Below are 23,314 nucleotides of genomic sequence, written 5' to 3' on the forward strand. Positions count from 1 at the left end.
TTCATCGCGCGCGTCCGGCTGGCGGCGCGGCGATACCGGCAGGAGGGACTTTATGCGCATCACCGCCAAATGGTTGGCAACCACGAGCCTGGTCCTGGTGACCGCGGCCATCGCATGGCCGTCATGGGCGGCCAACGTGGACGCCACGTCGGCGATCGACACGGTGACCGTCTATCCCGACGGCGCCACCGTCACCCGCGTCATTTCGTTGGATCTCGCCTCCGGGGACTCGACGCTTGTCGCCAGGGACTTTCCGCTCTCGCTCGATCCGTCTTCCCTCCGCGTCGAAGGCGAGGCGGGCGCCAAGCTCACCATCGGCACGATCGATGCGCGGCCGCCGAAGGTCGCGGCGCCCGCGAACCTACCCGAGCTCGACAAGCGCATCGAAGCGCTGAGAGATCAGCGGGCCGATCTGCAGGGTGCGATCGACTCGGCCAATGCCCGGCGCAAGTTTGCGCAGCATTTCGCCGAAGCCTCTCCCGCCGGCCTCGGCGACAAGGGCGAGGCACGGCCGATCACCGAGTGGCGCGCGGCCTTTGCCGCCGTCGCCGAGGAGGTCGCGACCGCCGACACCGCGATCCGCGATGCCACGCGAAAGCAGCGCGAGATCGACCGACAGATCGCGCAATTGGAAGCCGAGCGCTCGGCCAAGCCGCCGAGCAAGCTGGAAGTGCGGATCGACGTCGCCTCGGCGGCCGCGACCAAAGCGACATTGCGGGTGACCTACGCCGTGCGCAATGCGCGCTGGATGCCGCTCTACGACGCGCGGCTCGACACCGGCGCCAGGGATCGCAAGCCGCAGCTCGAGCTCGTCCGCCGCGCCGAGGTCACGCAATCGACCGGCGAGGACTGGTCGAACGTGACGCTCGGCGTTTCCACGGTTCGCATCGGGCGCGGCGGCAGTGCGCCCGAGCTGAACTCGCTTGTCGCGCAATATCCGCAAGTCCCCAAGCCGCTGGCGCTCGGCACGGCTTCCGATCTGGCGCGACCGGCGCCGATGACGCGCCAGGCGCAATCGCCGGCCATGGCCAAGATCGCGGAGGCGGCTGAGCCGCGCGAGCGCGCCGACGAGCAGCAGGCGGTCGCCGAGATCGGCGAACTCCAGGCCACCTTCAAAATTCCCGGCCGCGTCAGCCTCGGCGCCGCCGAGGGCGCCAAGAGCATGCGTATCGCTTCGGTGAATGTGCCCGCCGATCTAGCCGTGCGCGCCGCACCGGTCCTGGATCCGACCGCGTTCCTCGAGGCGAGCTTCAAGCAGACGGACGAGGCGACTCTGCTGCCCGGCAAGGTCGCAATCTACCGCGATGGCGTCTTTGTCGGCCGCGGCAAGATCACGGCGTCCGCCAAGGACGATATCGTGCGGCTCGGCTTCGGCGCTGACGACAAGGTCAGAATCGAGCGGGCGGTGGTCAAGCGCAACGAAGGCTCGGCCGGCCTGCTCGTGACGACGTCGAAGACCGACGAGCGTTCGTTCAAGACCACGATCCGCAACGGCCACGACTTCCCGATCAAGGTCGCAATCGAGGATCAGTTGCCGATCAGCGAGAACGAGGACATCGTCGTCGAGATGCTGCCCTCGAGCACCCAGCCGACCGCAAGCAACATCCGCGACAGGCGCGGCGTGCTGGAATGGTCGTTCGACGCCAAGCCCGGCGAAGTCAAGGACATCAACTTCGCCTGGCGCATCCGTTGGCCGAAGGACAAGAGCATGGTGATCGTCCCGGCGGGGTAGGTTGCTAGCCACAAACGAGGTGCGCTCCCTCTCCCGCTTGCGGGAGAGGGTTGGGGTGAGGGCTCTTTCGTCTGAGGGAGTCTCTCTTGTTGAGACACGCTCTCACCAGCGCTTCCCTGCAAGCGTTGGGGAGCAGGCGTTCTCCACGGAAACAATGAGATCGCAGGCTGCGAGTCAGATACTCGCCGAAGGCGCGACCGCCTGCATCGACTGCGGCAGCACATACGGCACGCCTTCGCCGTCCCGATGGACCACGGCGTCGATCTCGAAGATGTCACGGATGGTCTCGCGCGTGATGACATCCGCGCGTAAGCCATCCGCGGCGAGCCGTCCGCCATTCAGCACGACGAGCCGGTCGGCGAAGCGGATCGCGAGGTTGAGATCGTGCAGGATCGCGATGACGGCCGTACCGCTGGCAGCCCGGCGGCGTGCGGCTTCGACCAGATCGATCTGGTGACGCAGATCGAGGCTCGACGTCGGCTCGTCCAGCAGCAAAAGCCCGGGGCCGTGTTCGGCCTCGCCGCAGGCGAGCTGCACCAGCACGCGGGCGAAATGGGCGCGCTGCTGCTCGCCCCCTGACAGCGTCGGCAATTGCCGTTCGCGGAAATGTGCGAGGCCGACCTCGTCCAGCGCCGCATCGACGAGCGGGCCGGCTTCACGAAGGCTGCGCTCACCCGCGCCCATCAGAACGATCTCCTCGACCGTGAACGGGAAGGTGACGTTGATGTGCTGGGACAGCATCGCGCGGCGCGCGGCAAGCTCGTGCGGCGTGAAGCGGCGGATGTCGCGCTGCTCGAGTCTCACCTCGCCTGCGCTCGGGCGAAGATCGCCGGAGAGCAGTCGCAGCAGCGTCGATTTGCCGGCACCGTTCGGGCCGATGATCCCGACCATCTCGCCGGCTTCGACGGCGAGGCTGACGCCATCGAGCAGCGTCGCGCGGCCGGCGCGCTTGCTCAGAGCTCGGGCCTCGATCACCGCGGTCATAGCGAGGCGAGCCCGCGCTGCCGCAGCAGGATGAAGAGGAAGACCGGCGCGCCGACTGCGGCGGTCAGAATGCCGATCGGCATCTCCGCCGGCGCCACGATGGTGCGCGCCAGCGTATCGGCGCCGACCATCAGGATGGCACCGAGCAGCATCGAGGCCGGCAGCAGCAGGCGATGCGCAGGCCCGATCACGAGGCGGAGCAGATGCGGCACGACGATGCCGACGAAGCCGATGACGCCGCTGATCGACACGGCGACGCCGGTCATGGCCGAGACCATGACGATCGAGATCCGCTTCAGACGCTCGACATCCACCCCGCCGTGAAAGGCGTCGGCCTCGCCAAGCACCAGCAGATCGAGACCGCGCGCGATGAAGGCGCAGAAGGCAATTCCGATGACGAGGACCGGCGCGAGCGCGGCGGCCTTGGTCCAGGTCGCGCCGCTCATCGAGCCCAGCATCCAGAACGTGATGTCGCGGAGCTGACGGTCGTCGGCGATGAACACCAGGAGGCCGATGCCGGCATTGGTGATGGCGGTGATGGCGACGCCAGCGAGCAGGAAGACTGCGATCGAGGTCCGCCCCGAGCGGCTCGAGATGCCATAGAGAATTGCGGTCGTCGCCAGCGAGCCCGCGAAGGCCGCCAGCGGCAACAGCTCGGTCTGGAGAAAGCGCAGCGCCTCGCCGAAGCGCGAATCCGTGAAGACGATCGCGCTTGCCGCGGCGAGTGCGCCGCCGCTGGAGACGCCGACCAGGGCAGGATCAGCGAGCGGGTTGCGAAACAGCCCCTGCATGATCGCGCCGGCCGCGGCAAGCAGGCCGCCGATCATCGCGGCCGCCGCGACCCGGGGAATGCGGATCGACCACAGCACGAGCTGGTCGCGGGCCGTCATGGCAGTGTTTTCGCCGGCCAGGCCCAGAGCGGCAGGCAGGCGGGAGAGGGGGATGCCGGCGGCACCGATCGTCAGCGCGACGATCGCCGTCACTGCGAGCACCGCGATCAGGACAGGAATCGCGAACGATGCGGACCGCCGTCGCGCGCTTCGTCGCGCGCTCCGTGCTTCGACCCCGGCAGCCACGCTCATTGCCGGCAGTTCGCCGCCGACAAGGCCGACGTGAACGTGCCGCCCTCGGCCAATGCCGGATAGAGCCTGACGGATAGATCGCGCGCCGCCGCCGCCGTCCGCGGCCCGAAGCCCAGCAGATAGAGCCCATCCATGGTGATGAAGCTCTTGTTGGCTGCAACCGGCGTCAGCGCAAAACCGGGATGGGCATAGACCGCTTCGGCCTGGAGCGACTCCTTGCCCCGCTCGATCGACAGCGCGACGTCGGGCCTGGCCGCCACGATCGCCTCGTCGCCGATGATCTTGTAGCCATCGTAATTGTCGACAGCGTTGGCTGCGCCGGCGAGCCGGATGATCTCGTCGGCCGCGGTCTTGTGGCCGGCGACCATCGCCCGCCCGTTCTGGAGCGACATCACGAACATCACGCGTACCGGCTTCGTCACCCTGGCGCGCAGTGCGCGGAGCTGCGCAAGATCGGCGCCGACGGCGGCGCCCAGACATTCGGCACGCGCATCGACACCCATGGCGTGGCCGACCAGTCTTATCTTCTCGATCAGGCCCTCCTCGGAGAAAGTCTCGGGCACCAGCACCAGCGGCACCTTGGCCGTCTCCAGGATATCCATGGTCTCGCGCGGGCCCGATCCCTGGATCGCCAGGATCAGGGTGGGGTTGAGGCCCAGCACGCCTTCGGCGGAGATCTGGCGCATGTAGCCGACATTGGGTTTGTCGTGCAGCGCCGCCGGCGGATAGAGGCTCGTCGTATCGACGCCGACGAGCCGGCTCTCGAGCCCGAGCGCATAGAGAATCTCGGTAATGGCGCCGCCGATCGAGACGGTGCGCGCAACGTCGGTGACGGCAACATCGCGGTTGCGCGCATCATGCACTTTGATACCGGCGGCGTGTGCGCCGGACACAAGCGCGAACGTACCGGAGAGCAGGAGACAAGCGAAGGTGCGACAAAACGTCATTGCGGCTCACTTCGTCAGGATCAGCTTGTTCTGCGAGGTCAGGCGCAGGCGATAGCTGTCCTCGCCATGCGCGATGATGATCTCGCGCTCGGCCGCAAACAGTTCGCGGCTGTCGATCCGGCTCCCTCGCATGGTGAGGGTTCTCGTTGTTGCAGAAGAGCTTCCTGCCGGCTCTGCCGCGCCGCCGCTGTCTCCGGATGTTGCTGACATTGTTGTTGCGATGCGCTTTCGAGATTTCAGATGTGTCCTGCCTTGTATAAACGGCGCGAGGCGCATTCCAACGGCGGCAATTTACAATCGATATAAACTGCAATCAGTTGTCATTGACCGTCAGAGTGTTGCCACGTAACCAATTATGGCAGCGGGGTGACGTCCCGCGTTAGAGAAACGAGCCAGCCAGTCGTTCGCGTTGCGAGCGCACGCCAGCCAAGAGACTCCAAAATTAGAGTGAAGTGCAGGCTGGGGCTGATATGGCTGACGGGGCTAGGTATTCGCGCGCCCTGATTGTGGGCGCGTCGGTGGTTTCGATCGCGGCATTGGTGACGGAGAGCAGTCTCGCGCAGACCGCATCGCCGCAAGCCGAGAGTGCGTCGTCGGAGAGGCCGAAGCAGGCCAAGCGCAAGCCGGCGAAGCCGCTGGTCGCGCAGCAGGCGGCGCCTGACGTGATGAATGCCCGTGCCCAGGTGGTTGTCGGCGTTCAGGCGCTCGATACCATCACGGCTGCCGCGACGAAGACCAAGGAGCGCGCGATCGACTCGCTCGCGCCGGTCAGCTCCATCTCGCTCAACCAGATCCAGGGGCTTCAGCCCAACCGTCTATCGGGTATCTTCTATGCCGTGCCGGGCGTGTCGTTCCAGGAGCGTGGCGACGATCCTGCGACCGTCATCAACATCCGCGGCTTGCAGGATTTCGGTCGCGTCGCGGTCGTCGTCGATGGCGCGCGGCAGAACTACCAGCGCACCGGGCACAATGCCAACGGCTCCTTCTTCCTCGATCCCGAATTGATCGGCGGCGTCGATGTGGTGCGCGGACCGACCGCCAACATCTACGGCTCCGGCGCGATCGGCGGCCTGGTCTCGTTCCGTACCAAGGACATCAACGACGTGCTGCGCCCCGGCGAGCGCTGGGGCGTCGATCTCTCGGGTTCGTACGGCTCGAATAACAATCGCGGTCTGGGTTCGGTGTTCGGCGGCGTGCGCGCCACGCCCGACGTCGATATCTTCGGCGGCGCGGTCTATCGCACGCAAGGCAACTACAAGGACGGCAACGGCACCGAGATCGGCAACACCGGTAACCAGGTCGAGAGCGGGCTGATGAAGCTCACGGTGCGGCCGGCTCTCGGTCACGAGGTCAAGTTCGGTGCCGTCTTCCAGGACTATCAATACGATATCGGCCAGTTGAACCGCGGTCCGGTGGCAACGGCGGCACAGCGCGCGCTCTATCAGGGATCGTCGGTCTACGCCTCCGATGCGAAGAACTACACCGGGACCATCACCTGGAACTACTCGCTGCCGAGCGACAACCTTTTCGACTGGCATATGTCGGTCTACGGCAATCGCGTCGACAATGACCAGACCAAGACCTATCACTATTCCACGTCCGGCGGCGCCTATTGCGGAACGGGCAATTTCGGCAACAACATTTCGGGCTGTGTCGGCGACAAGCGCGGCTATGTCCTCGACACCTACGGGATCGACGTCAACAACACCACGCGCTTCAACGTGGGCGACTGGCGCAATGCCGTCACCTGGGGCGTCGATGCCTTCCAGGACGATGTGATCACAACCGACAGCCGCGGCAACTCCAACATCACTACGCCGAGCGGCATCCGCACCGTGTCTGGCGGTTTCATTCAGTTGAAGCAGAATTACAGCACCTGGTTCGAGGCGGTCAGCGCAATCCGCTATGACCGCTATGACCTCGACTCCGGCAAGACCAGCGCCAGCGGCGACCGCTTCTCGCCGAAGATCACTCTCGGCGTCACGCCCGTTCCGGGATTCCAGCCCTATGTCAGCTATGCGGAAGGTTATCGTGCGCCGTCGATCACCGAGACGGTGATCTCAGGTGCGCACGCGACCGGTGGTGGTCCTGCTTTCTTCAACTGCCCCGACGGCACGGTCGGCCTGTTTTGCTTCCTGCCCAACCCGAATCTTCGTCCCGAGGTCGGCAAGAACAAGGAAGTCGGCTTCAACCTGAAGTATGACAACATCTTCAGCGCCAACGACTCGTTCCGCGGCAAGATCAATCTCTTCCGCAACGATGTCAGCGACTACATCGATCTCGTCGCCTCGGCACCGACCCCGGTGCCGCCATTCGGCTCGTTCAGCCAGTACTACCAATACCAGAACATCGCCAATGCCCGCATCCAGGGCTTCGAGGCCGAGACGATGTACGATGCCGGCGACTGGTTCATCGGTGTCGCCGGTCATTACATCCAGGGCAAGAACGTCCAGACCAATATCGGGCTGGCGACCATCACGCCAACCAAGGTCGTTACGACGGGTGGTGTCCGCCTGCTCGATCGCACGCTGATCCTGTCGGCTCAGTGGGCGTCGTACGGCCCGAACAACGACGTGCCGGCCAACTATATCCGTTCGACCGGCTACGATCTGGTCAATCTCTATCTGACTTACAACGCGACCAGGGACATCGTGTTCACGGCCTCGATCGACAATCTCTTGAATCAGTACTACCGGCCATACGCCGTTCCCGGCAGCTCGACGGACGGCACCTCGCAGAACGACGTGCTGTGGTCGAGCCCTGGGCCAGGTACGGTCTACAAGGCCGGCATGAAGATTCACTTTGGAGGTGCGTAAGCCGACCGGCGCCGCAGCATCACAACCTCCGCCGGGCTGCGCTGATTCGTCAGCGCGGCTTCGGTGCGCTTTCGTCTAGATCAGAAGGAGAGACTTTCATGTTCATCGCAATGAATCGCTTTCAGGTGAAGCCCGGCTCGGAAACCGCGTTCGAGACGGTCTGGCGCACCCGGGAGTCCTATCTCGGCAGCATGGCCGGCTTCGTTGAATTCCATTTGCTCAAAGGGCCGGTGCTCGAGGACCACACGCTGTATTCCTCGCATACCGTGTGGGTCGACAAGGCCGCCTTCGAGGCCTGGACGCGATCGGAGGAATTCCGCCGCGCCCATGCGCGCGCCGACAACAAGACGGGCGAAAGCCTCTATCTCGGCCACCCCAAGTTCGAGGGATTCGAGGTCATCATGACCGAGCGCAAGACGAACGCGGCCGCCTAGATCGCGGCTGATCACGGTAGGGAGCAGCACATGCTGAGCACCGATCTCGCCGATCTCAAGGCGTATATGGCGGACAATCCCGGCGCGGTGATCGAGGACGTTGCGCGCGAGCGCAAGGTCAGCCCGCGCGCGGTGATCGAGGCGCTGCCGTCGTCCATGGTGCGCGTGGGAGGCGGCGAGCATTTCGTCGCCGCCATGCAGGACATCGCCGAATGGGGCGAGGTCACGCTCATCGTGCACACGGACGATGCGATCTTCGAGTTCACAGGTCGCATTCCCGCGGGCGAGATCGGCCGCGGCTATTTCAACCTGATGCAGCCGAAGGGACTGCATGGCCATCTTCGCCACGATCGCTGCGCAGGCATTGCCTTCGTCGAGCGCCCCTTCATGGGCAAGACGTCCGCCTTCGTCGCCTTCGTGAACGCCGACGGCGGCATCATGTTCAAGGTGTTCGTCGGCCGCGACGAGACTCGGGCGCTGCGCGGAGACCAGTTGGCGGGGTTTCGGCAACTTGCGGACCGGATCGCGGCGCAATCCGCGACATAGCTTCCTTCTGTCTGTCGGGAGATCAGGATGCAGGGCAGATCAGGGCTTCGGCATGTGATCATGACGCTCGCAGTGGCGATCGTGCCGTCACCCGCCTTCGCAATCGACGAGGCGTTGTTGCCGCGCAATTTGTCACCGTGGGGCATGTTCCAGGGCGCCGACATCGTCGTGAAAACGGTGGTGGTGGGACTGGCCATCGCCTCGCTGATGACGTGGACGGTGTGGCTGGCCAAGACGATCGAGCTGCGACGCAAAGGCTCCCTCGCCTCGCAGCGGATGCGCGCGCTCGAGGGCAACATGACACTCGCTGACGCCGCCGCGCGGGCCGGCGATGCACGTGACGCGGTCGCCCAGCTCATCCAATCCTGCGCCAGGGAGGCGGAGCTGTCCGGCGGCGTGCTCGACGATGGCCTCCAGGAGCGTGTCGCGCTGCGGCTGGAGCGGGTCGAGGCGGCAATGTCGCGGCAGATCGCGCGCGGCACCGGCGTGCTCGCGACCATCGGGGCCACAGCGCCGTTCGTCGGCCTGTTCGGCACGGTCTGGGGCATCATGAATTCCTTCATCGGCATCTCCGAGAGCCACACCACCAGCCTTGCAGTGGTCGCGCCCGGCATCGCGGAGGCGCTGCTCGCCACCGCGCTCGGCCTCGTCGCCGCCATCCCGGCAGTCGTGGTCTACAATCACCTCGTCCGTGGCATTGCCAATTACCGCGCGCTGCTCGGCGACGCCTCCGCACAGCTCATGCTGCTGGTGAGCCGCCAGCGCGACCACCGCGAATTTCGTCTGGCACGGGCGGCGGAGTAGGCCATGGCCGCCAAGCTCGGCGCATCGAAGCTCGGCTCGCGCGGCGACCCCGGCGAGCTCGACGTGACGCATGAGATCAACGTCACACCATTCATCGACGTGATGCTGGTGCTGCTGATCATCTTCATGGTGGCCGCACCGCTCGCCACGGTCGACATCGGCGTCGAGCTACCGGCGACCGCCGCCGAGCCCGCGCCGCGGCCAGACAAGCCGGTCTTCGTCACCGTCAAGCCCGATCTCTCGGTCGCTGTTGGCGAAGACGTCGTTGCCCGCGATGCGCTCGGCGCCTCGCTCGCTGCCGCCACCAAGGGGCGCAAGGACGAGCGCATCTATCTGCGCGCCGACAGGGCCGTGAGCTACGGCGACCTGATGGAGGTGATGAACAGCTTGCGCAATGCCGGCTATCTCAAGGTGGCGCTGGTCGGCCTCGACGGGCGCAGCTGATGGCCGCGAACGCTTTTGCCCTGCACCAGCCGCTCGGCGAGCGCGAAGGCGCGCGCTGGGGTGTCTCGGCGGCCGTGATCGTGGCGTTGCACATTGGCGCTGCGCTGCTGGCGATGCACTGGATCGGGTCGCAGCCGGAGCAGGGCGTCAGCCTGCCGGCGATCATGGTCGACATGGCGCCGGTGACGTCAGCGCCGCAATCGACGCCGGTCGATACCGCGCCGGGGCCGGCGATAGAAGAAGCCGACGCTTCGCCGCCGGAGCCCATGCAGCGGCAGACGATCGAGGAAACCATCGCGCCTACACCGCCGCAGGAAAGGCCCGACGTGGTTGCACCGCCGGAGCAGGAATTGGAGCCGAAGCCGGCCAAGCCCGAGTCGGCGAAGATCGTACCGCAGGAGAAGCCTGCACCAGAAAAGCCGAAAGTGGTTCGTCGCGAGGCGAAGAAGCCGTCGGAGGCGCCTCCCGCGCCGCGCACCAGCGCGCCGCCGCGTGCCGAGCGCGAGGCGCCGGCGGCGTCAGCCATGAGCGCGGGCGCTCTCGCGTCTTTGGTTGCAACCTATAATCAGCGCGTTCGAGCGCACCTGATGCGCTTTCATTCCTATCCGCCCGGCGGCAACGATCAGCGGGCGGTAGTCCGGGTGAAGATCGCCATCGCTCGCAATGGACAGATCACGTCGAGCCACGTCAGTTCGTCCGGCGTTGCTGCATTCGATGCCAAGGCGACGTCGATGATCCAGCAGGCCTCGCCGTTTCCGCCGATCCCTCCGGAAATCAAGAACGCCACGATGAGCTTTACGATTCCGGTGGAGTTCACGGTGCGCTGAATCCGGCGCTGTCATGCCCCCGGCTTGGCCGGAGCATCCAGTCCGCCGAGGCCTCACGGTTCAATCGCCGGCCGCGGCGGACTGGATCGCCCGGTCGAGCCGGGCGATGATCGTGCTGAGAGGGCGTCGACTCACTTCGCCTTCAGGAAATCCGCGACCTCGAGCAGCACGAATTCGTTGTCGTCGGCCTTGTTGGGATCGCGGCTGGAGGAGAACGGCAGGTTGTTGTCGTTGCCGACGATGATGTGGGTGTCGTCGACGCGGTCGACGTTCTCGATGGTGAAGAACGGGAAGGTGTAGACGCCCTCGTTGAGCGGCTTCTTCGCCTTCTTGTCGGGATCCCTGATCTTCATCAGGTCGATATAGCCGATCTTGCGCACGGGCTTGCCGACATTGGCGTCGGTCAGCTCGATCTTGTAGACCCGCTTGAACTTGGCGAGATCGGGAAAGCAGTTCTCGCCGCGGGTTCCTTGCGGGCAGGCCTTGTCGGCGGTGCCTTCGCCGTTGTCGCGCTCGATGATGAGGCCGGAGGCCTGGTCGATCATGTTGAAGTCGCCGATGGCATTGCCGTTCTGCTCGAACACATACTGCCAGTAGCGGCCGGTGAACTTTTCGGCTGCGACGTCGAACTCGAGGATGCGGGCGGCTTCCTTGCCGTCGACCTTCTCCCAGTCCTTCTTCTCGGCATCCCACAGCGGGCCTTCGAGCAGGCCATAGAGGAACTTTCCGTCTTTCGATGCCGCAAAGCCCTCATAGCCCTTGGAGCGGCGGAGGTTGACGTTGGTGTAGGTCGCGCCCGGCGCGGCCGGCGTTCCCACGGCCCAACTGTCGGGCGAGCGTACCGGCTTGCCATTGGCGACCGTATCGAACACGCCGAGGATCTTGCCGGTCTTGTCGGCCTTCAGGATGTAGGGGCCGAACTCGTCGCCGATCCAGAAGACGTCGCCGACGATCTGGAACCCCTCCGTGTCGAAATCGGAGCCGGTGAGATAGCGCTTCTGGGTATCCTCATGCACGATGCGGAAGGGCACCTTCTTGTCGGGATCGTGCAGGAAGATGGTCTCCTGTCGCTCGATCTTGCCGCTCGCCCAATCCATCTTGTAGCGGTTCAGGTACAGCATCGAGTCCGGCGAGTTGGCGCGGGCGCCCATGCCGTTGTCTGTGACGACCCAGAAGCTGCCGTCGGGCATGGTCTTGATTCCCGAATGCCCCTGGAGCGGCTGGCCCTTGAACGGCAGCGACACGCCGGTCGCCCGCTCATAGGATTTGCCCATCACGGTGCCGATCGCATCGACCCGCTTGCCGGTGGTGTATTTGCCCGACGTCTTGAGATCGGCGGGTGCGTCAGCCGGCGCGTCGATGAACGAGGCGGCCGGCATCACCACGTGGCCGGCGAGCTTGGCCGGGAATTCACCTTCGCTCTGCGCGAGCGCGGAGCTCGCGGCCAGAATGATCGTTGCGACGGTGCTGAGAAAAGTCGCGCGCATGTGCGTCTCCTGTTGGCGGACGCATGCCTTATGCGGACGGCACATTGCAGTTTTGTGAAGCCGGGCCAAACGCCGCAGCCGCCCGCAGCGCGTTCATACGCCTTCGTAGACCAGCCTGGTGAAATAGCCGGCATCGACGACGAACTGACCCCATTTCGCGTCGAACGCTGCGGTCGGCTTGGCGGCAACAGCCTCGTCCCTCGTCTTTCCCTGCTTCTTGAGGTTGCCGACATTGTCGCGGATAGCGACCAGCATGTCGCGGAATTCTTGGAGTTCAGCTTTGTTGCTAACGGGCTTGCCGTGGCCGGGAATGATGATGGTATCGCTTTTGGCCGCGGCGAGATTGGCGTCGGATGCCGAGATCATGCCATCGATGCTGCCGCCGGTGGAATAGTCGATGAAGGGGTAGATGCCGTTCCAGTATGTATCGCCCGCATGCAGGATATTGGCCTCCACGAACGAGACGGAAACGTCGCTATCGGTGTGTGCGGGTCCGTAGTGCTTCAGCGAAATCGATGCGCCGTTGAGCTTCAGCTTGTGCTCCTTTTCGAAGATCTCGGCCGGTTGGGCACCGGCGGGAGCGGGGAGGAAATTATAGTCCCAGTCCTCGACCCGCTGGATGCCGGAGAGATGCTTGCGGGTGTTCTCGTGGGCCACGATCTTCGCGCCCGCCGCATGCAGCCACTCATTGCCGTCGGTATGGTCGAAGTGCCAGTGCGTGTTGATCAAATGCGTGACCGGCTCGCCACCGAGTTCGGCCAGCGCCTTGCTGAGCTGCGGCCGCGACACGCCGATTCCGGCGTCGACCAACACCTTGCCGTCTGGCCCGGTCAGGACGGCGATGTTGCCTCCGGACCCCTCAAATACGCTGATGTTGTTGCGCAGCTTGTAGGTCGTGATAGTCGCTGCTGCCGCGCTGTCCTTGATCAAGCTGACGATGCCTCGGGCCTCGGCATAGGCCTGGCGCGGCGTGAGCCAACCCGCGGTGGCCGCGAACGTTGCGCCACCGAGGCAACACAAGCAGAAGCCGCGTCGGGATAGCGAATTGAGTTTTGGCGCAGCCACGGTATCCTCGCCTTCGCGCGATCATCGACGGTGCCAACGATCGACCCCGCCTTCCGAGTGGCAGGTGGGACCGAAAGAGTCGAGCGGTCTATCACGATCGCACGATCGCACGATCGCTCGCGCGAGGCCGTCTATTCCTTCACAGCCCCCGTCAGCGACGAGACGTAATAATCCACGAACAGCGAGTAGAAGATCGCCACCGGCAGCGAGCCGAGCAGCGATCCCGCCATCAGCGCGCCCCACTGATAGACGTCGCCGGTGACGAGTTCGGTCAGGATCGCGACCGGCACGGTCTTGTTGGCGCCGCTCTGGATGAAGGCGAGCGCATAGATGAACTCGTTCCAGGACAGCGTGAAGGAGAAGATGCCGGCCGAGATCAGCCCGGGCACCGCGAGCGGCAGCGTGATCCGACGCAGGATCTGCAGCCGTGTGGCACCATCGACCAGCGCGCATTCCTCGAGCTCGTAGGGGATCGACTTGAAGTAGCCGATCAGGAGCCAGGTGCAGAACGGCACCAGGAAGGTCGGATAGACCAGGATCAGGGCAAGCGGCGAGTCGAACAGGCCGAACTGCACGACGACGGTGGCAAGCGGAATGAACAGGATCGACGGCGGCACCAGATAGGCGAGATAGATGCCGAGGCCGACATAGGGGCTGCCGCGGAAGCGCAGTCGCTCGATGGCATAGGCGGCCAGCGTGCTCGCGATCAGCGACAACGTGGTCGAGCCGATCGCGACCAGCATCGTCGTCTTCAGCCAGCGCGGATAAGCGGTGTCGAACAAAAGGTGCTTGATGTGGGCGAGTGTCGGCGAGGAGATCCAGAACGGGTTGTTGTCCTTGTAATTCATCAGCTCCGCGTTCGGCTTGAACGAGGTGATCGCCATCCAGTAGAACGGAAACAGGAGGATCAGCACGAAGCAGCCGAGCGGCAAATAAATCATCATCAGCCGCCGCAGCCCGGAATCCCAGGCCATGGTGTCGGGCGCGGCTTTGGCGTTCGTGTTCGGTTGAACGACGGTGTCAGTCATTGGCCTCTCCCTGCTGCCATTTGCGGCGCGCCAGGCCGAAATAGGAGAACAGTGTCGCGAACACCAGGAACGGGATCATCGATACCGCGATCGCCGCGCCTTCACCGAGCTCGCCGCCGGCGATGCCGCGCTGGAAGGCCAGCGTCGCCAGCAGATGCGTCGAGTTGACCGGGCCGCCGCGGGTGATGGCGTAGACCAGCTGGAAGTCGGTGAAGGTGAAGATGATCGAGAAGGTCATGACGATGGCGAGGATCGGCATCATCATCGGGAAGGTGATGTAGCGGAAGCGCTGCCAGGCGCTGGCGCCGTCGAGCATCGCGGCCTCGTAGAGCGAGGGCGAAATGGTCTGCAGGCCCGCCAGCAGCGAGATCGCGACGAAGGGAATGCCGCGCCAGATGTTGGCGGCGATCAGCGAGAAGCGCGCCGGCCAGGGCGAGCCGAGGAAGTCGATATTGCTGGACCGCCAGTGCAGCACGTCGACCAACAGGTAAGAGATGATCGAGAACTGCGGATCGTAGATCCACCAGAACGCCAGCGCCGAGAGCACGGTCGGCACGATCCAGGGCAGCAGGATGATCGCACGCAAGAGGCTCTTGAACGGAAAATGGTTGTTGAGCAGGAGCGCCAGCCAGAAGCCGAGCGCGAACTTCCCGAAGGTCGCGATCCCCGTGTACAGCACGCTGTAGAACACTGCGTTCCACCACAGGGGATCGGTGAGCAGATACTGGAAGTTCTCCAGGCCGACATAGACGCCGCGCCGGCCGATCGTGGTGTCGGTGAAGGCGAGCCAGATGCCGAGTCCGAGCGGATAGGTCAGGAACACGGTGAGCAGCCCGATCGCGGGCGCGAGGCACATCACGATCAGGAATGGCTTGTAGTCGAACAGGCGGACCAGCCAGGAGGGCTGACGATGCGCCAGCGCGGAGGAGGAAAGTGTCGTCACGGACATCAGTTCGTTGTCCTGTCTGTGTAGGTCACTTCACCGTCGTTGCGAGGAGCGAAGCGACGAAGCAATCCAGGCTGTAGCCGCGGGCACGGACTGGATTGCTTCGCTTCGCTCGCAATGACGGCCGTTACTTCTGCCGCCGGAAGTACCGCTTGCAGCGCTGCTCGGCCTCTGCTGCGGCGGCCTCCGGAGTGGAAGCGCCGGTTGCGACGGACGCGAACATCTGGATCAGCACGTAGTCGGCGCTGACGGCGCCCGTCGCCGTCGAGATGGGGCCCTTGTAGCCGTCGTAATAGGTGCTGTTCATCGTGTCCTTGAACAGCTTGACCTTGGGATCCTGCGACCACACGGCGGCCTCGGCATAGGCGGCCAGCGGCTGGGACCAGTAGCCGGAGTTGGCATTGAGCCACGGCTCGTATTGGTCCTTTTCCAGCATGTATTGCAGGAAGGCCTTGGCGGCGTTGGGGTACTGGCTATGCTTGAACACCATGGCGTTCAGGGTCAGGCCCGCCATGGGCGAAATCTTCGCAACACCCCTGGGCAGCAGCTGATGCTCGCTGTCCTCGGCAATCGCCTTGGTCGCCGGGTCGTTCTTCAGCGAGAAGTACAACGAGACGCCGTTGGCGGTCAGCGAGATCTCCTGCGAGGAGTAGGCGCGGTTGTTGCTGACGTCGTTCCATGACGGCGTGCCGGCGATGAAGGTCGGATAGAGCTGCTTGACCCAGTTCAGCGCGGCGATCGTCTCCTTGCTGTTGATGACGACGTTGCCTTCCTCGTCGAGCAGGGAGCCGTTGTGCGACCATAGCGCCCAGTTTGCGAAGCCGTTGCCGTCGCCCTTGGCATTGCCGAGCGCGAAGCCGGCCGGCTTGCCGGCCTTGTGCAGCTTCTGGCACAGGTCGAGAATCCCGGCATGGTCTTCCGGCACCTTGTTGAAGCCGACCGATTGCAGGATCGACTTGCGGTAGATCAGGGGGCCCGCGGTGGCACCGAACGGCAGTCCGATCCAGGCGTCGCTCTTGTTCTTCTTGCCGTAGCGTTGCGCCAGCGGCAGCCAGCCGCCATAGCGCTTGCCGACATAGTCCGCGACGTCGGTCAGCTCGATCAGCTTGTCGATGTAGATGTGCGGAGCATCCGAGAAGCCGATGATGATGTCGGGGCCGGCGCCGGAATTGGCGGTCACCGCTGTTTGCTGGTTGATGTCCTCCCAGCCCACGAAGTCGACCTTGACCTCGACCCCGGTCTCCTTGGTGAATTTTGCCGCATTGGCGCGGAAGACGTCCTCGTCGGCCTGGACGAAGCGTACCGGGCGCAGCATGCGCAAGGATGCGCCCTTTTCGATATCGCGCTTGGGCGCCGGCACGTCGGCGGCCTTGATCGGCGATGGCTGTGTTTGCGCTGCAGCACCGGTGGCTGCGAGCGTTGCAGCGGACAGACCCAGCGCCAGGGCATCACGACGTGTGATGTCGTTCCTCATCGGTTCCTCCCTATGATGTATCCCTTCCCGGCGTTGATCGCCGGTGAAGGGCCGTTTCGGTCGTCGGCGCGTTCTACGCCGGCCGCCTAGCTGTTCGGTCCCCGGTCCATGCTGACGGGCTGCCAGCGGCGGAGCGCGGTGGTCTGCAGCACCGACGGATTGACGCAGCTTACCGGCCACATGCCCTGAAGCACCAGTGACAATTCGTAGCCCACGCGGCGCTTGCGCGCCTCGTCGAACCGTGCCGAGGCCGAGGCGACGTGGGCGGTCAGGGTCACGTTGTCCATGCCGAGCAGCGGATTGTTGTGGGAGGGCGGTTCCTTCTCCAGCACGTCGAGGGCGGCATGGGCGATCCAGCCCTCCTGCAGGGCCTTGATCAGGCTTTCCTCGTCCACCGTGGCGCCGCGGCCGGTGTTGATGAAGATCGAGCCCTTCTTCATCTGCCGGAAGTGCTTCTCCGTCAGCATGTGATGCACCTCGGGCCTTGCAGGGGCATGCATCGAGACGAAGTCGGATTGCGACAGCACCTCGTTCAGCGTCGCGGGGATGACGCCGTGATCGTACATCAGCGTCTCCTGGATGAAGGGATCATAGGCCATCATGCGCAGCCCGAACGGGGCGGCGCGTTTCGCAACCGCTCGGGCGACGCGGCCGAACGAGACGAAGCCGAGTGTCTGGCCCATCAGCCTGGGGATCTTGAGCAGCGCCGGCCGGCCCTCGGCCCAGCGCCCGTCGCGCACCATGCGGTCCTGCTCGACCAGGCGGCGGAAGCCGGCGAGCAGCAGCATCATGGCGTGGTCGGCCACCTCCTCGATGAAGGTGTCGGGGATGTTGGTGACGGGAATGCCGCGCGCGGTGGCGGCCTTGACGTCGACGCTGTCGACGCCGACCGAGCCGAGCGTGATCACCTTGCAGCTCTGCAGGCTGTCGATGATGGTCTTGGTGATCGGAATGCCCTTGGCGTAGATGGCGTCGGCGTTCTTCGCGGCGGCGATGAACCCGGCTTCGTCGGCGGGGGCCTCGACGATCTCGGCATCGATCGGATCGAGCGCCTCGCGCTCGAAGGAATAGTCGCTGCCCGCGACCGTGAAACTCGCGCCCTTCGGCGTCACCACCCTGTATTTCGGCATTCTCCGCTCCCGATTTGGTTTGTCGGTTCTTGTTGTGATCCGCACCCGCAGGCGGGACCTTTGCGTCTTTTACGCGAAATCGGTGCCGCCGCGTACAATTCACGGTTGTTGGGGCAAAGATAAATCTGCCGTTTCGGCGACGGCGTCCGGGTTTCTACGGAGGCCCGTAAGTACCTTGCTAAGGGCTCCCGCACTAAAAGTTGATTCGATTTTGTCGATCTCGTCGCGCGCCCGTATCCCATCATTGCCGGAGCCAACCCGTGAAATTGAGCAATCTGAAGATCGCCCCGAAGCTCGGCATTCTCGTCGGCGTCACGCTGTTGGGTCTCTGCATCTCCGGCGTCCTCGCCGGTTACCTGATGAAACAGGAGATGGTGAACGCACGCATCGACCAGGCCAAGGCGATCGTGGAGATGGCGCGTAACTATGCTGCCGCGCTCAAGAAGCGCGTCGACGCCGGCGAGATGACGAAGGACGCGGCCATGGCCGAGCTTCGCCGCTACGGCAACGCGATGACCTATGACAACGGCGCCGGTTACCTGTTCGGCACCTCATACGACGGCATCACCCAGCTCGCCCCCGATCCGAAGGTGATCGGAGCGAACCGCATGGACGCAGTGACCAACGGCCGCAAGCTGTCCGTCGAGCTGATGGACGGCGTCAAGGCCAACGGGTCGATCCTGCTGTATTATGAATATATGAAGCCCGGTCAGGAGAAGCCGATCCGCAAGATCGGCTACGCGGTCGCGGTGCCCGGCCTCGACATGTATCTCGGCACCGGCGCCTATCTCGACGACATCGATGCCAAGATGGGGCCGCTCTACTGGATGCTCGGCCTTGCGATGCTCGCCATCGTCATCGTCGCCGGCAGCGTCGCCTGGCTGATCGGCCGCGGCATCAGCCGCCCGCTGGCGTTGCTCGGCGCCCGTATGAAGGATCTCGCCGACGGCAAGCTCGAGGGCGACATTCCGGGCGTCGGCCGCGGCGACGAGATCGGCGCGATGGCCGCGACCGTGCAGATCTTCAAGGACAACGCGGTTCGCATCCGCGACCTCGAGCAGAGCGAAGCAGCCACCAAGGAGCGCGCCGCGGCGGAACGTCGCAGCGTGATGGAAAACATCGCCAACGACTTTGAACGCAGCGTCAACGGCATTGTTCGCTCGGTCTCTTCGGCCGCCGCCGGCATGCAGAGCACGGCGCAGTCGATGACCGCAACCGCCAGCGACGCGACTTCTCGCGCCGCCACCGTCGGCGCGGCGTCGCAAAAAGCCTCCGGCAATGTCGGCACGGTTGCCGCCGCTGCCGAAGAGCTGTCGAGCTCGGTGACGGAAATCTCCCGCCAGGTCACGCGCTCGACCGAAGTGGCGAGCCGGGCCGTCAACGACGCCGAACGCACCAATGCCACGGTGCAGGAACTCTCCACCGGCGCCGAGAAGATCGGCGAAGTCGTCAAGCTGATCCATTCGATCGCCGCGCAGACCAATCTGCTCGCGCTCAACGCCACCATCGAGGCAGCGCGCGCCGGTGAATCCGGCCGCGGCTTCGCTGTCGTCGCTTCCGAGGTGAAGGCGCTCGCCAACCAGACGGCGAAGGCGACCGAGGAGATCTCCGCGCAGGTCGCGGCGATGCAGACCTCGACCAGCGATGCCGTCGCGGCCATCTCCGGCATCACCCAGACCATCGCCGAGATGAGCGAGATCACCGCCGGCATATCCGCCTCGATCGAGCAGCAGGGCGAGGCGACCCGCGAAATCGCCCGTAACATCCAGTCGGTCGCGGCCGGCTCGAGCGAGATCAACACCCATATCGGCGGTGTCACCTCGGCCGCGGAAGCGACCGGCTTTGCTGCCACCGACGTGCTCACCAACGCCCGCGAGCTGGACAACCAGTCCGGCGCGCTGCGCAGCGCCGTCGACGGCTTCCTCGCCAAGGTGCGTGCAGCGTAAGCTTTCACGCAAGCCGATCTCTATCCACGACGTCGTCATGCCCGGGCTTGTCCCGGGCATCCACGTTCTTGAACACCGCATGTGCGGATAGACGTGGATGGCCGGGACAAGCCCGGCCATGACGGAGAATGCGGCCTACGCTTTCGCGCGCGTCTATTGCTTCTCGATCTTCGCGTTCGTGATCAGCTTCTCCCGCAGCACCAGCTGTTCGTTCACGAACGTGCCGAGCTGTTCCGGCGTGCCCGAGAACGCATCCATGCCGAGCGTGGCGAGCTTGGCCTTGATCTCCGGATTCTCGACGATCTTCCTGATCTCGGTGTTGAGCCGGGTCACGATCTCCTTCGGCAGGCCGGCCGGCCCGAAATAGCCCTGCCAGGACGAGATGTCGAAGTCGGGCACGCCGGCCTCCTGCATCGAGGGCAGATGCGGCACCAGCGGCGAGCGGTCCTTGGTGGTGACCGCGAGCGCGCGCAGGGCGTTGCCGTTGACGTGGGGAAGGCCGGTCAGGATGTCCACGAACATCATCGAGACGCGGCCGCCCATGACGTCGTTGAGCGCCGGCGGCGAGCTCTTGTAGGGCACGTGCAGCAGGTCGAGCCCGGCGTTGTGCGCGAAAGTCGCGCCCGAGACGATCGCCGACGACGAGCCCGAGGCGTAGCTCAGCTTGCCCGGATTGGCCTTGCCGTACGCGACGAGCTCGCCGACGGTCTTGGCCGGTACCTCCGGATTGACGACCAGCATGAACGGCAAGTCGCCGGTGCGCGCGATCGGGGTGAAATCCTTGACCGGATCGTAAGTGAGGCTCTTGAGCAGATAGGGATTGGCCGAATGCGTGGTGTTTGTGGTCACCAGCAGTGTGTAGCCGTCGGGGGCGGCTTTGGCGACATAACTTGCGGCGAGCATGCCGTTGGCACCCGCCTTGTTCTCGATGATGATGCCGACGCCGAGCGCCTGCGACAGATGCTGCGAGATCAGCCGTGTCGTGGTGTCGGTGCCGCTGCCGGCCGCAAACGGCAGCACCAGCGTGATGTTGCGGCTGGGGTAGTTGTCGGCCTGAGCCGTGGAAGCTGCGGCGAGGCAAAGTGCGGCCGCGCCGGCGGTCCGCAGGTGTCGAATCAACGCTGAAATCATGTCTGGACGTTCCCTCTTTTTCGTTGGCGGGGAACCTAGCTTGTCCGAACCGGATTCGAAAGGTGGCTGTAGGTCGTGAGCGCGTCCGCCCCGCGGAATTACTTCACCGCCGAGCCCTGGCGCGATGCGGTCACGACGCCGGCCAGCACCAGCACGTAGCCGATCAGGTGGAACGCTTGCAGCTTTTCACCGAGCAGCAGGATCGCCATCGCCGAGCCGAACACCGGCACCAGATGGAAGAACGGCGCCGCCCGGTTGGGCCCGATCAGGGCCACGCCGCGGTTGAAGAAGAGATAGGCCAGCGTGGAGGGAAAGATCAGGACATAGCCCAGCGTCGCCAGCGTCGTCGCATCGAATTGCAGCACGCGGCCGCTTGCCGCCTCCCAGATCGCGGTCGGCAGCAGCATGGTCGCGCCGCAGCAGGTGGTGAAGGAAAGAAAGGAGAGCTGGTGGACCTTCGGTCTTCGCGGGATGAAGGCGGAGTAGATCCCGAACGCCACCAACGAGGAGGCGAACATGAGGTCGCCCCGGTTGAAGCTGATGCTCGTCAGCGCGGCAAGATCGCCGCGCAGGATGATGATCAGGACGCCGAGCAGGGAGATCGCGATGCCGGCCAGCTGCGCGCCGGTCAGGCGCACGCCGAACAGCACCAGCGACCACAGTGCGACGAACAAGGGACCTGCCGACTGGATCAAGAGCGCGTTCAGCGCCTCCGTGTATTGCATCGCCCAGTACGAGATCGCGTTGTTGAAGGCGAAGCCGACCAGCGACAGGAACAGCATCAGCGGCAGGCTCTCGCGCAAGGCGGGCCAATCGCGCTTCAGGTGCGGCCACGCGAACGGCAGCAGGATCAGGAATACGCCGTACCAGCGGATCGTGGTCACCGTCAGCGGCGGCACATGAGCGCCGACGTGGCGCGCGAGCACGATGTTGCCGGCCCAGAACAGCGAGGTCAGGCTGAGCAGCAGATAAGGCTGGTTGTTGAGCCAACTGGCCGGATTCGAGGCCGGTGGCGCGGGCGAAGCGGTCGTCATTGCGTTTGATGAGAGCTTGCGCTGGATTGCCGATGCGCCACAAGTGACAGCGTCGCAATGCTACAATGCAGCCATGATCCGGGGAGGTGCCATTGCCGGTTAATATGTTGAACATCGAGGGGCTGGAACGGCTCGATCCGAATGCACCGGTGGTGATGCTGAACCTGATGCGTTTCCATGCGCGCTCGCGCGACGGTGACGGTTCGGGCTGGGACGCCTATTTGCGCTACAGCGCAGTCACGGTGCCGATGATCAGGGCGCGCGGCGGCACGCTGCTCTGGACCGGAGAGGCCAGGGCGGTCGCACTCGGTCCGCACGCAGGCAACGAATGGGATTTCGTCGCGCTGGTCCAATACCCGTCGGTCTCGGCCTTTCTCGACATGATGACGTCGGAGGCTTACGAGCGCGAAGCCGATCCGCATCGCGTCAACGGATGCGCCGAGCATGTCATCATCGCGACCAGCGAAGCGTACAGCAAGTTCAGGAAGTAGCTTGCGGCACCGCCGTCTGCTTCCTCGACGCCGCAAACACGCCCGCCAGCACCAGCGCGAAGCCGATGAAGTGGAACGCCTGCGGGTGTTCGCCCAGAAACACCATCGCCATGATCGAGCCGAACACCGGTACGACGTGGAAGAACGGCGCGGCGCGGTTGGCGCCGATGAGGCGGACGCCGCGATTGAAGCAGAGATAGGCGAGCGCAGAGGGGAAAACGGCGACGTAGAACAGGGTCAGCAGGTTCGGCCCGTCGAGCTTCATGACCGGGCGTGCGGACAGTTCCCATATCTCCAGCGGAATGAGGCAGGCGGCGCCGCAGCCGAAGGTGAAGGCGAGAAACGAGAGGCCGTGCATCGGCGGCCGCTTCAGTGACAGCACCGAATAGAGCGCGAAGATCAAGAGTGCGAGGACGAAGATCAGGTCGCCCTTGTTGAAGTCGATGTTCGAGAGCGTCGTGAAATCGCCGTGCAGCAGGATGGTCAGCACGCCGCACATCGACAGCAGCACACCGAAAGCCTGCGCCGCTGTGAGCCGGATTCCGAGGATGACCAGCGACCACAGCGCCACGAGCAGCGGCGCGGCCGACTGCAACAGCAACGTATTGAGCGCCTGGGTATGTTCCAGCGCCCAATACTGCATCGTGTTGAAGGCGCCGATGCCGGTGATCGAGAGCGTGATCATCAGGCCGAGCTTGCCGCGGATGGCCGGCCAGTCCTGCATCAGGTGCTTCCAGGCAAACGGCAGCACCAGCAGGAAGGCGAAGAACCAGCGCAGGAACGAGAGCGTGACCGGCGGGATGTGGCCGGCGGCGAGCCGTCCGACGATCGCGTTGCCGGCCCAGCACAGCGCGGTGATGCTGAGCAGCACATAAGGCTGGTTGGCGATCCAGCTGTGGCCGGACGTCTCCGCGCTTGTGGTCTGGCCGGTGGCGGACATTATGATTGTTCTGGCCCCGCATGAGC

At 64.7% G+C, this 23,314-nt stretch carries 22 protein-coding genes; 9 read left to right on the plus strand and 13 right to left on the minus strand.

All coding sequences use genetic code 11. From position 1 onward, the window contains the following. Positions 1-52 precede the first annotated feature (52 nt). Complete coding sequence (locus ACYCVF_RS08160) at positions 53-1,732, plus strand: mucoidy inhibitor MuiA family protein (protein WP_459606530.1); 1,680 nt, start codon at positions 53-55, stop codon at positions 1,730-1,732. A gap of 174 nt (positions 1,733-1,906) precedes the next feature. Here ACYCVF_RS08160 and ACYCVF_RS08165 read toward each other — a convergent pair whose 3' ends face one another. From ACYCVF_RS08165 to ACYCVF_RS08180, 4 genes are read right to left on the minus strand one after another with little or no spacing between them, the layout of a single operon-like run. Beyond that, positions 1,907-2,716, minus strand: a complete 810-nt coding sequence (locus tag ACYCVF_RS08165) for a heme ABC transporter ATP-binding protein (protein ID WP_459603165.1) — start codon at positions 2,714-2,716, stop codon at positions 1,907-1,909. After that, positions 2,713-3,798 (minus strand): FecCD family ABC transporter permease, encoded by a 1,086-nt coding sequence (locus ACYCVF_RS08170; protein ID WP_459603163.1) that lies wholly within the window; start codon positions 3,796-3,798, stop codon positions 2,713-2,715. The genes ACYCVF_RS08165 and ACYCVF_RS08170 overlap by 4 nt, the downstream gene beginning before the upstream one ends. Further along, positions 3,795-4,745 carry a heme/hemin ABC transporter substrate-binding protein gene (locus ACYCVF_RS08175; RefSeq protein ID WP_459603161.1) on the minus strand — a complete coding sequence of 317 codons (951 nt, stop codon included), beginning with the start codon at positions 4,743-4,745 and terminating at the stop codon, positions 3,795-3,797. Before ACYCVF_RS08175 ends, ACYCVF_RS08170 begins: the two co-directional genes overlap by 4 nt. Before the next feature lie 6 nt (positions 4,746-4,751). Beyond that, positions 4,752-4,955 (minus strand): hemin uptake protein HemP, encoded by a 204-nt coding sequence (locus ACYCVF_RS08180; protein WP_459603398.1) that lies wholly within the window; start codon positions 4,953-4,955, stop codon positions 4,752-4,754. Between the two features lie 260 nt (positions 4,956-5,215). On the opposite strand from ACYCVF_RS08180, the gene ACYCVF_RS08185 reads away from it, so the two are divergent. The 6 genes from ACYCVF_RS08185 to ACYCVF_RS08210 all read left to right on the plus strand — a co-directional run bounded on the left by ACYCVF_RS08185 (position 5,216) and on the right by ACYCVF_RS08210 (position 10,616). Further along, entirely contained in the window at positions 5,216-7,561 is a 2,346-nt protein-coding gene (locus ACYCVF_RS08185; RefSeq protein WP_459603159.1) for a TonB-dependent hemoglobin/transferrin/lactoferrin family receptor, read from the plus strand. Positions 7,562-7,659: 98 nt separating this feature from the next. Further along, on the plus strand, positions 7,660-7,995 hold the full coding sequence (locus tag ACYCVF_RS08190) for an antibiotic biosynthesis monooxygenase family protein (protein WP_459603157.1): 336 nt from the start codon (positions 7,660-7,662) through the stop codon (positions 7,993-7,995). Between the two features lie 30 nt (positions 7,996-8,025). Continuing rightward, positions 8,026-8,541: a heme utilization cystosolic carrier protein HutX gene (hutX, locus tag ACYCVF_RS08195; RefSeq protein ID WP_459603155.1), complete on the plus strand. Its 516-nt coding sequence runs from the start codon at positions 8,026-8,028 to the stop codon at positions 8,539-8,541. Between the two features lie 27 nt (positions 8,542-8,568). Next, positions 8,569-9,345, plus strand: a complete 777-nt coding sequence (gene exbB / locus ACYCVF_RS08200) for a tonB-system energizer ExbB (RefSeq protein WP_459606531.1) — start codon at positions 8,569-8,571, stop codon at positions 9,343-9,345. Between the two features lie 3 nt (positions 9,346-9,348). Continuing rightward, the gene (gene exbD / locus ACYCVF_RS08205; protein ID WP_459603151.1) at positions 9,349-9,789 is read left to right on the plus strand and encodes a TonB system transport protein ExbD; all 441 of its coding nucleotides are present in this window, start codon (positions 9,349-9,351) and stop codon (positions 9,787-9,789) included. Continuing rightward, complete coding sequence (locus ACYCVF_RS08210; protein WP_459603149.1) at positions 9,789-10,616, plus strand: TonB family protein; 828 nt, start codon at positions 9,789-9,791, stop codon at positions 10,614-10,616. The genes exbD and ACYCVF_RS08210 overlap by 1 nt, the downstream gene beginning before the upstream one ends. Positions 10,617-10,747: 131 nt before the next feature. Here ACYCVF_RS08210 and ACYCVF_RS08215 read toward each other — a convergent pair whose 3' ends face one another. The 6 genes from ACYCVF_RS08215 to ACYCVF_RS08240 all read right to left on the minus strand — a co-directional run bounded on the left by ACYCVF_RS08215 (position 10,748) and on the right by ACYCVF_RS08240 (position 17,746). Further along, a complete protein-coding gene (locus ACYCVF_RS08215; protein WP_459603147.1) occupies positions 10,748-12,103 on the minus strand; it encodes an esterase-like activity of phytase family protein in 1,356 nt (451 codons plus the stop codon). Between the two features lie 93 nt (positions 12,104-12,196). Then, a complete protein-coding gene (locus tag ACYCVF_RS08220; protein WP_459603145.1) occupies positions 12,197-13,168 on the minus strand; it encodes an MBL fold metallo-hydrolase in 972 nt (323 codons plus the stop codon). 131 nt (positions 13,169-13,299) lie between these two features. Continuing rightward, a complete protein-coding gene (locus ACYCVF_RS08225; RefSeq protein WP_459603143.1) occupies positions 13,300-14,196 on the minus strand; it encodes a carbohydrate ABC transporter permease in 897 nt (298 codons plus the stop codon). Beyond that, on the minus strand, positions 14,189-15,145 hold the full coding sequence (locus ACYCVF_RS08230; protein WP_459603141.1) for a carbohydrate ABC transporter permease: 957 nt from the start codon (positions 15,143-15,145) through the stop codon (positions 14,189-14,191). Before ACYCVF_RS08230 ends, ACYCVF_RS08225 begins: the two co-directional genes overlap by 8 nt. Positions 15,146-15,269: 124 nt before the next feature. Then, on the minus strand, positions 15,270-16,616 hold the full coding sequence (locus ACYCVF_RS08235; RefSeq protein ID WP_459603139.1) for an ABC transporter substrate-binding protein: 1,347 nt from the start codon (positions 16,614-16,616) through the stop codon (positions 15,270-15,272). 86 nt (positions 16,617-16,702) lie between these two features. Next, positions 16,703-17,746: a C-terminal binding protein gene (locus tag ACYCVF_RS08240; RefSeq protein ID WP_459603137.1), complete on the minus strand. Its 1,044-nt coding sequence runs from the start codon at positions 17,744-17,746 to the stop codon at positions 16,703-16,705. Between the two features lie 260 nt (positions 17,747-18,006). Here ACYCVF_RS08240 and ACYCVF_RS08245 point away from each other — a divergent pair, with 260 nt between their 5' ends. Further along, entirely contained in the window at positions 18,007-19,692 is a 1,686-nt protein-coding gene (locus ACYCVF_RS08245) for a methyl-accepting chemotaxis protein (RefSeq protein ID WP_459603135.1), read from the plus strand. A 153-nt stretch (positions 19,693-19,845) separates the two neighbouring features. Here ACYCVF_RS08245 and ACYCVF_RS08250 read toward each other — a convergent pair whose 3' ends face one another. Both ACYCVF_RS08250 and ACYCVF_RS08255 read right to left on the minus strand, forming a co-directional pair. Continuing rightward, the gene (locus tag ACYCVF_RS08250; RefSeq protein ID WP_459606532.1) at positions 19,846-20,823 is read right to left on the minus strand and encodes a Bug family tripartite tricarboxylate transporter substrate binding protein; all 978 of its coding nucleotides are present in this window, start codon (positions 20,821-20,823) and stop codon (positions 19,846-19,848) included. A 98-nt stretch (positions 20,824-20,921) separates the two neighbouring features. Beyond that, positions 20,922-21,857 carry a DMT family transporter gene (locus ACYCVF_RS08255; protein ID WP_459603131.1) on the minus strand — a complete coding sequence of 312 codons (936 nt, stop codon included), beginning with the start codon at positions 21,855-21,857 and terminating at the stop codon, positions 20,922-20,924. A 104-nt stretch (positions 21,858-21,961) separates the two neighbouring features. On the opposite strand from ACYCVF_RS08255, the gene ACYCVF_RS08260 reads away from it, so the two are divergent. After that, positions 21,962-22,348: a DUF1330 domain-containing protein gene (locus tag ACYCVF_RS08260; RefSeq protein WP_459603397.1), complete on the plus strand. Its 387-nt coding sequence runs from the start codon at positions 21,962-21,964 to the stop codon at positions 22,346-22,348. Here the strand turns inward: ACYCVF_RS08260 and ACYCVF_RS08265 are convergent. Then, positions 22,338-23,288 (minus strand): DMT family transporter, encoded by a 951-nt coding sequence (locus ACYCVF_RS08265; protein WP_459603129.1) that lies wholly within the window; start codon positions 23,286-23,288, stop codon positions 22,338-22,340. The two genes, ACYCVF_RS08260 and ACYCVF_RS08265, sit on opposite strands and share 11 nt — an antisense overlap. Positions 23,289-23,314: the final 26 nt, after the last annotated feature.

Source organism: Bradyrhizobium cedriense (assembly GCF_054602315.1).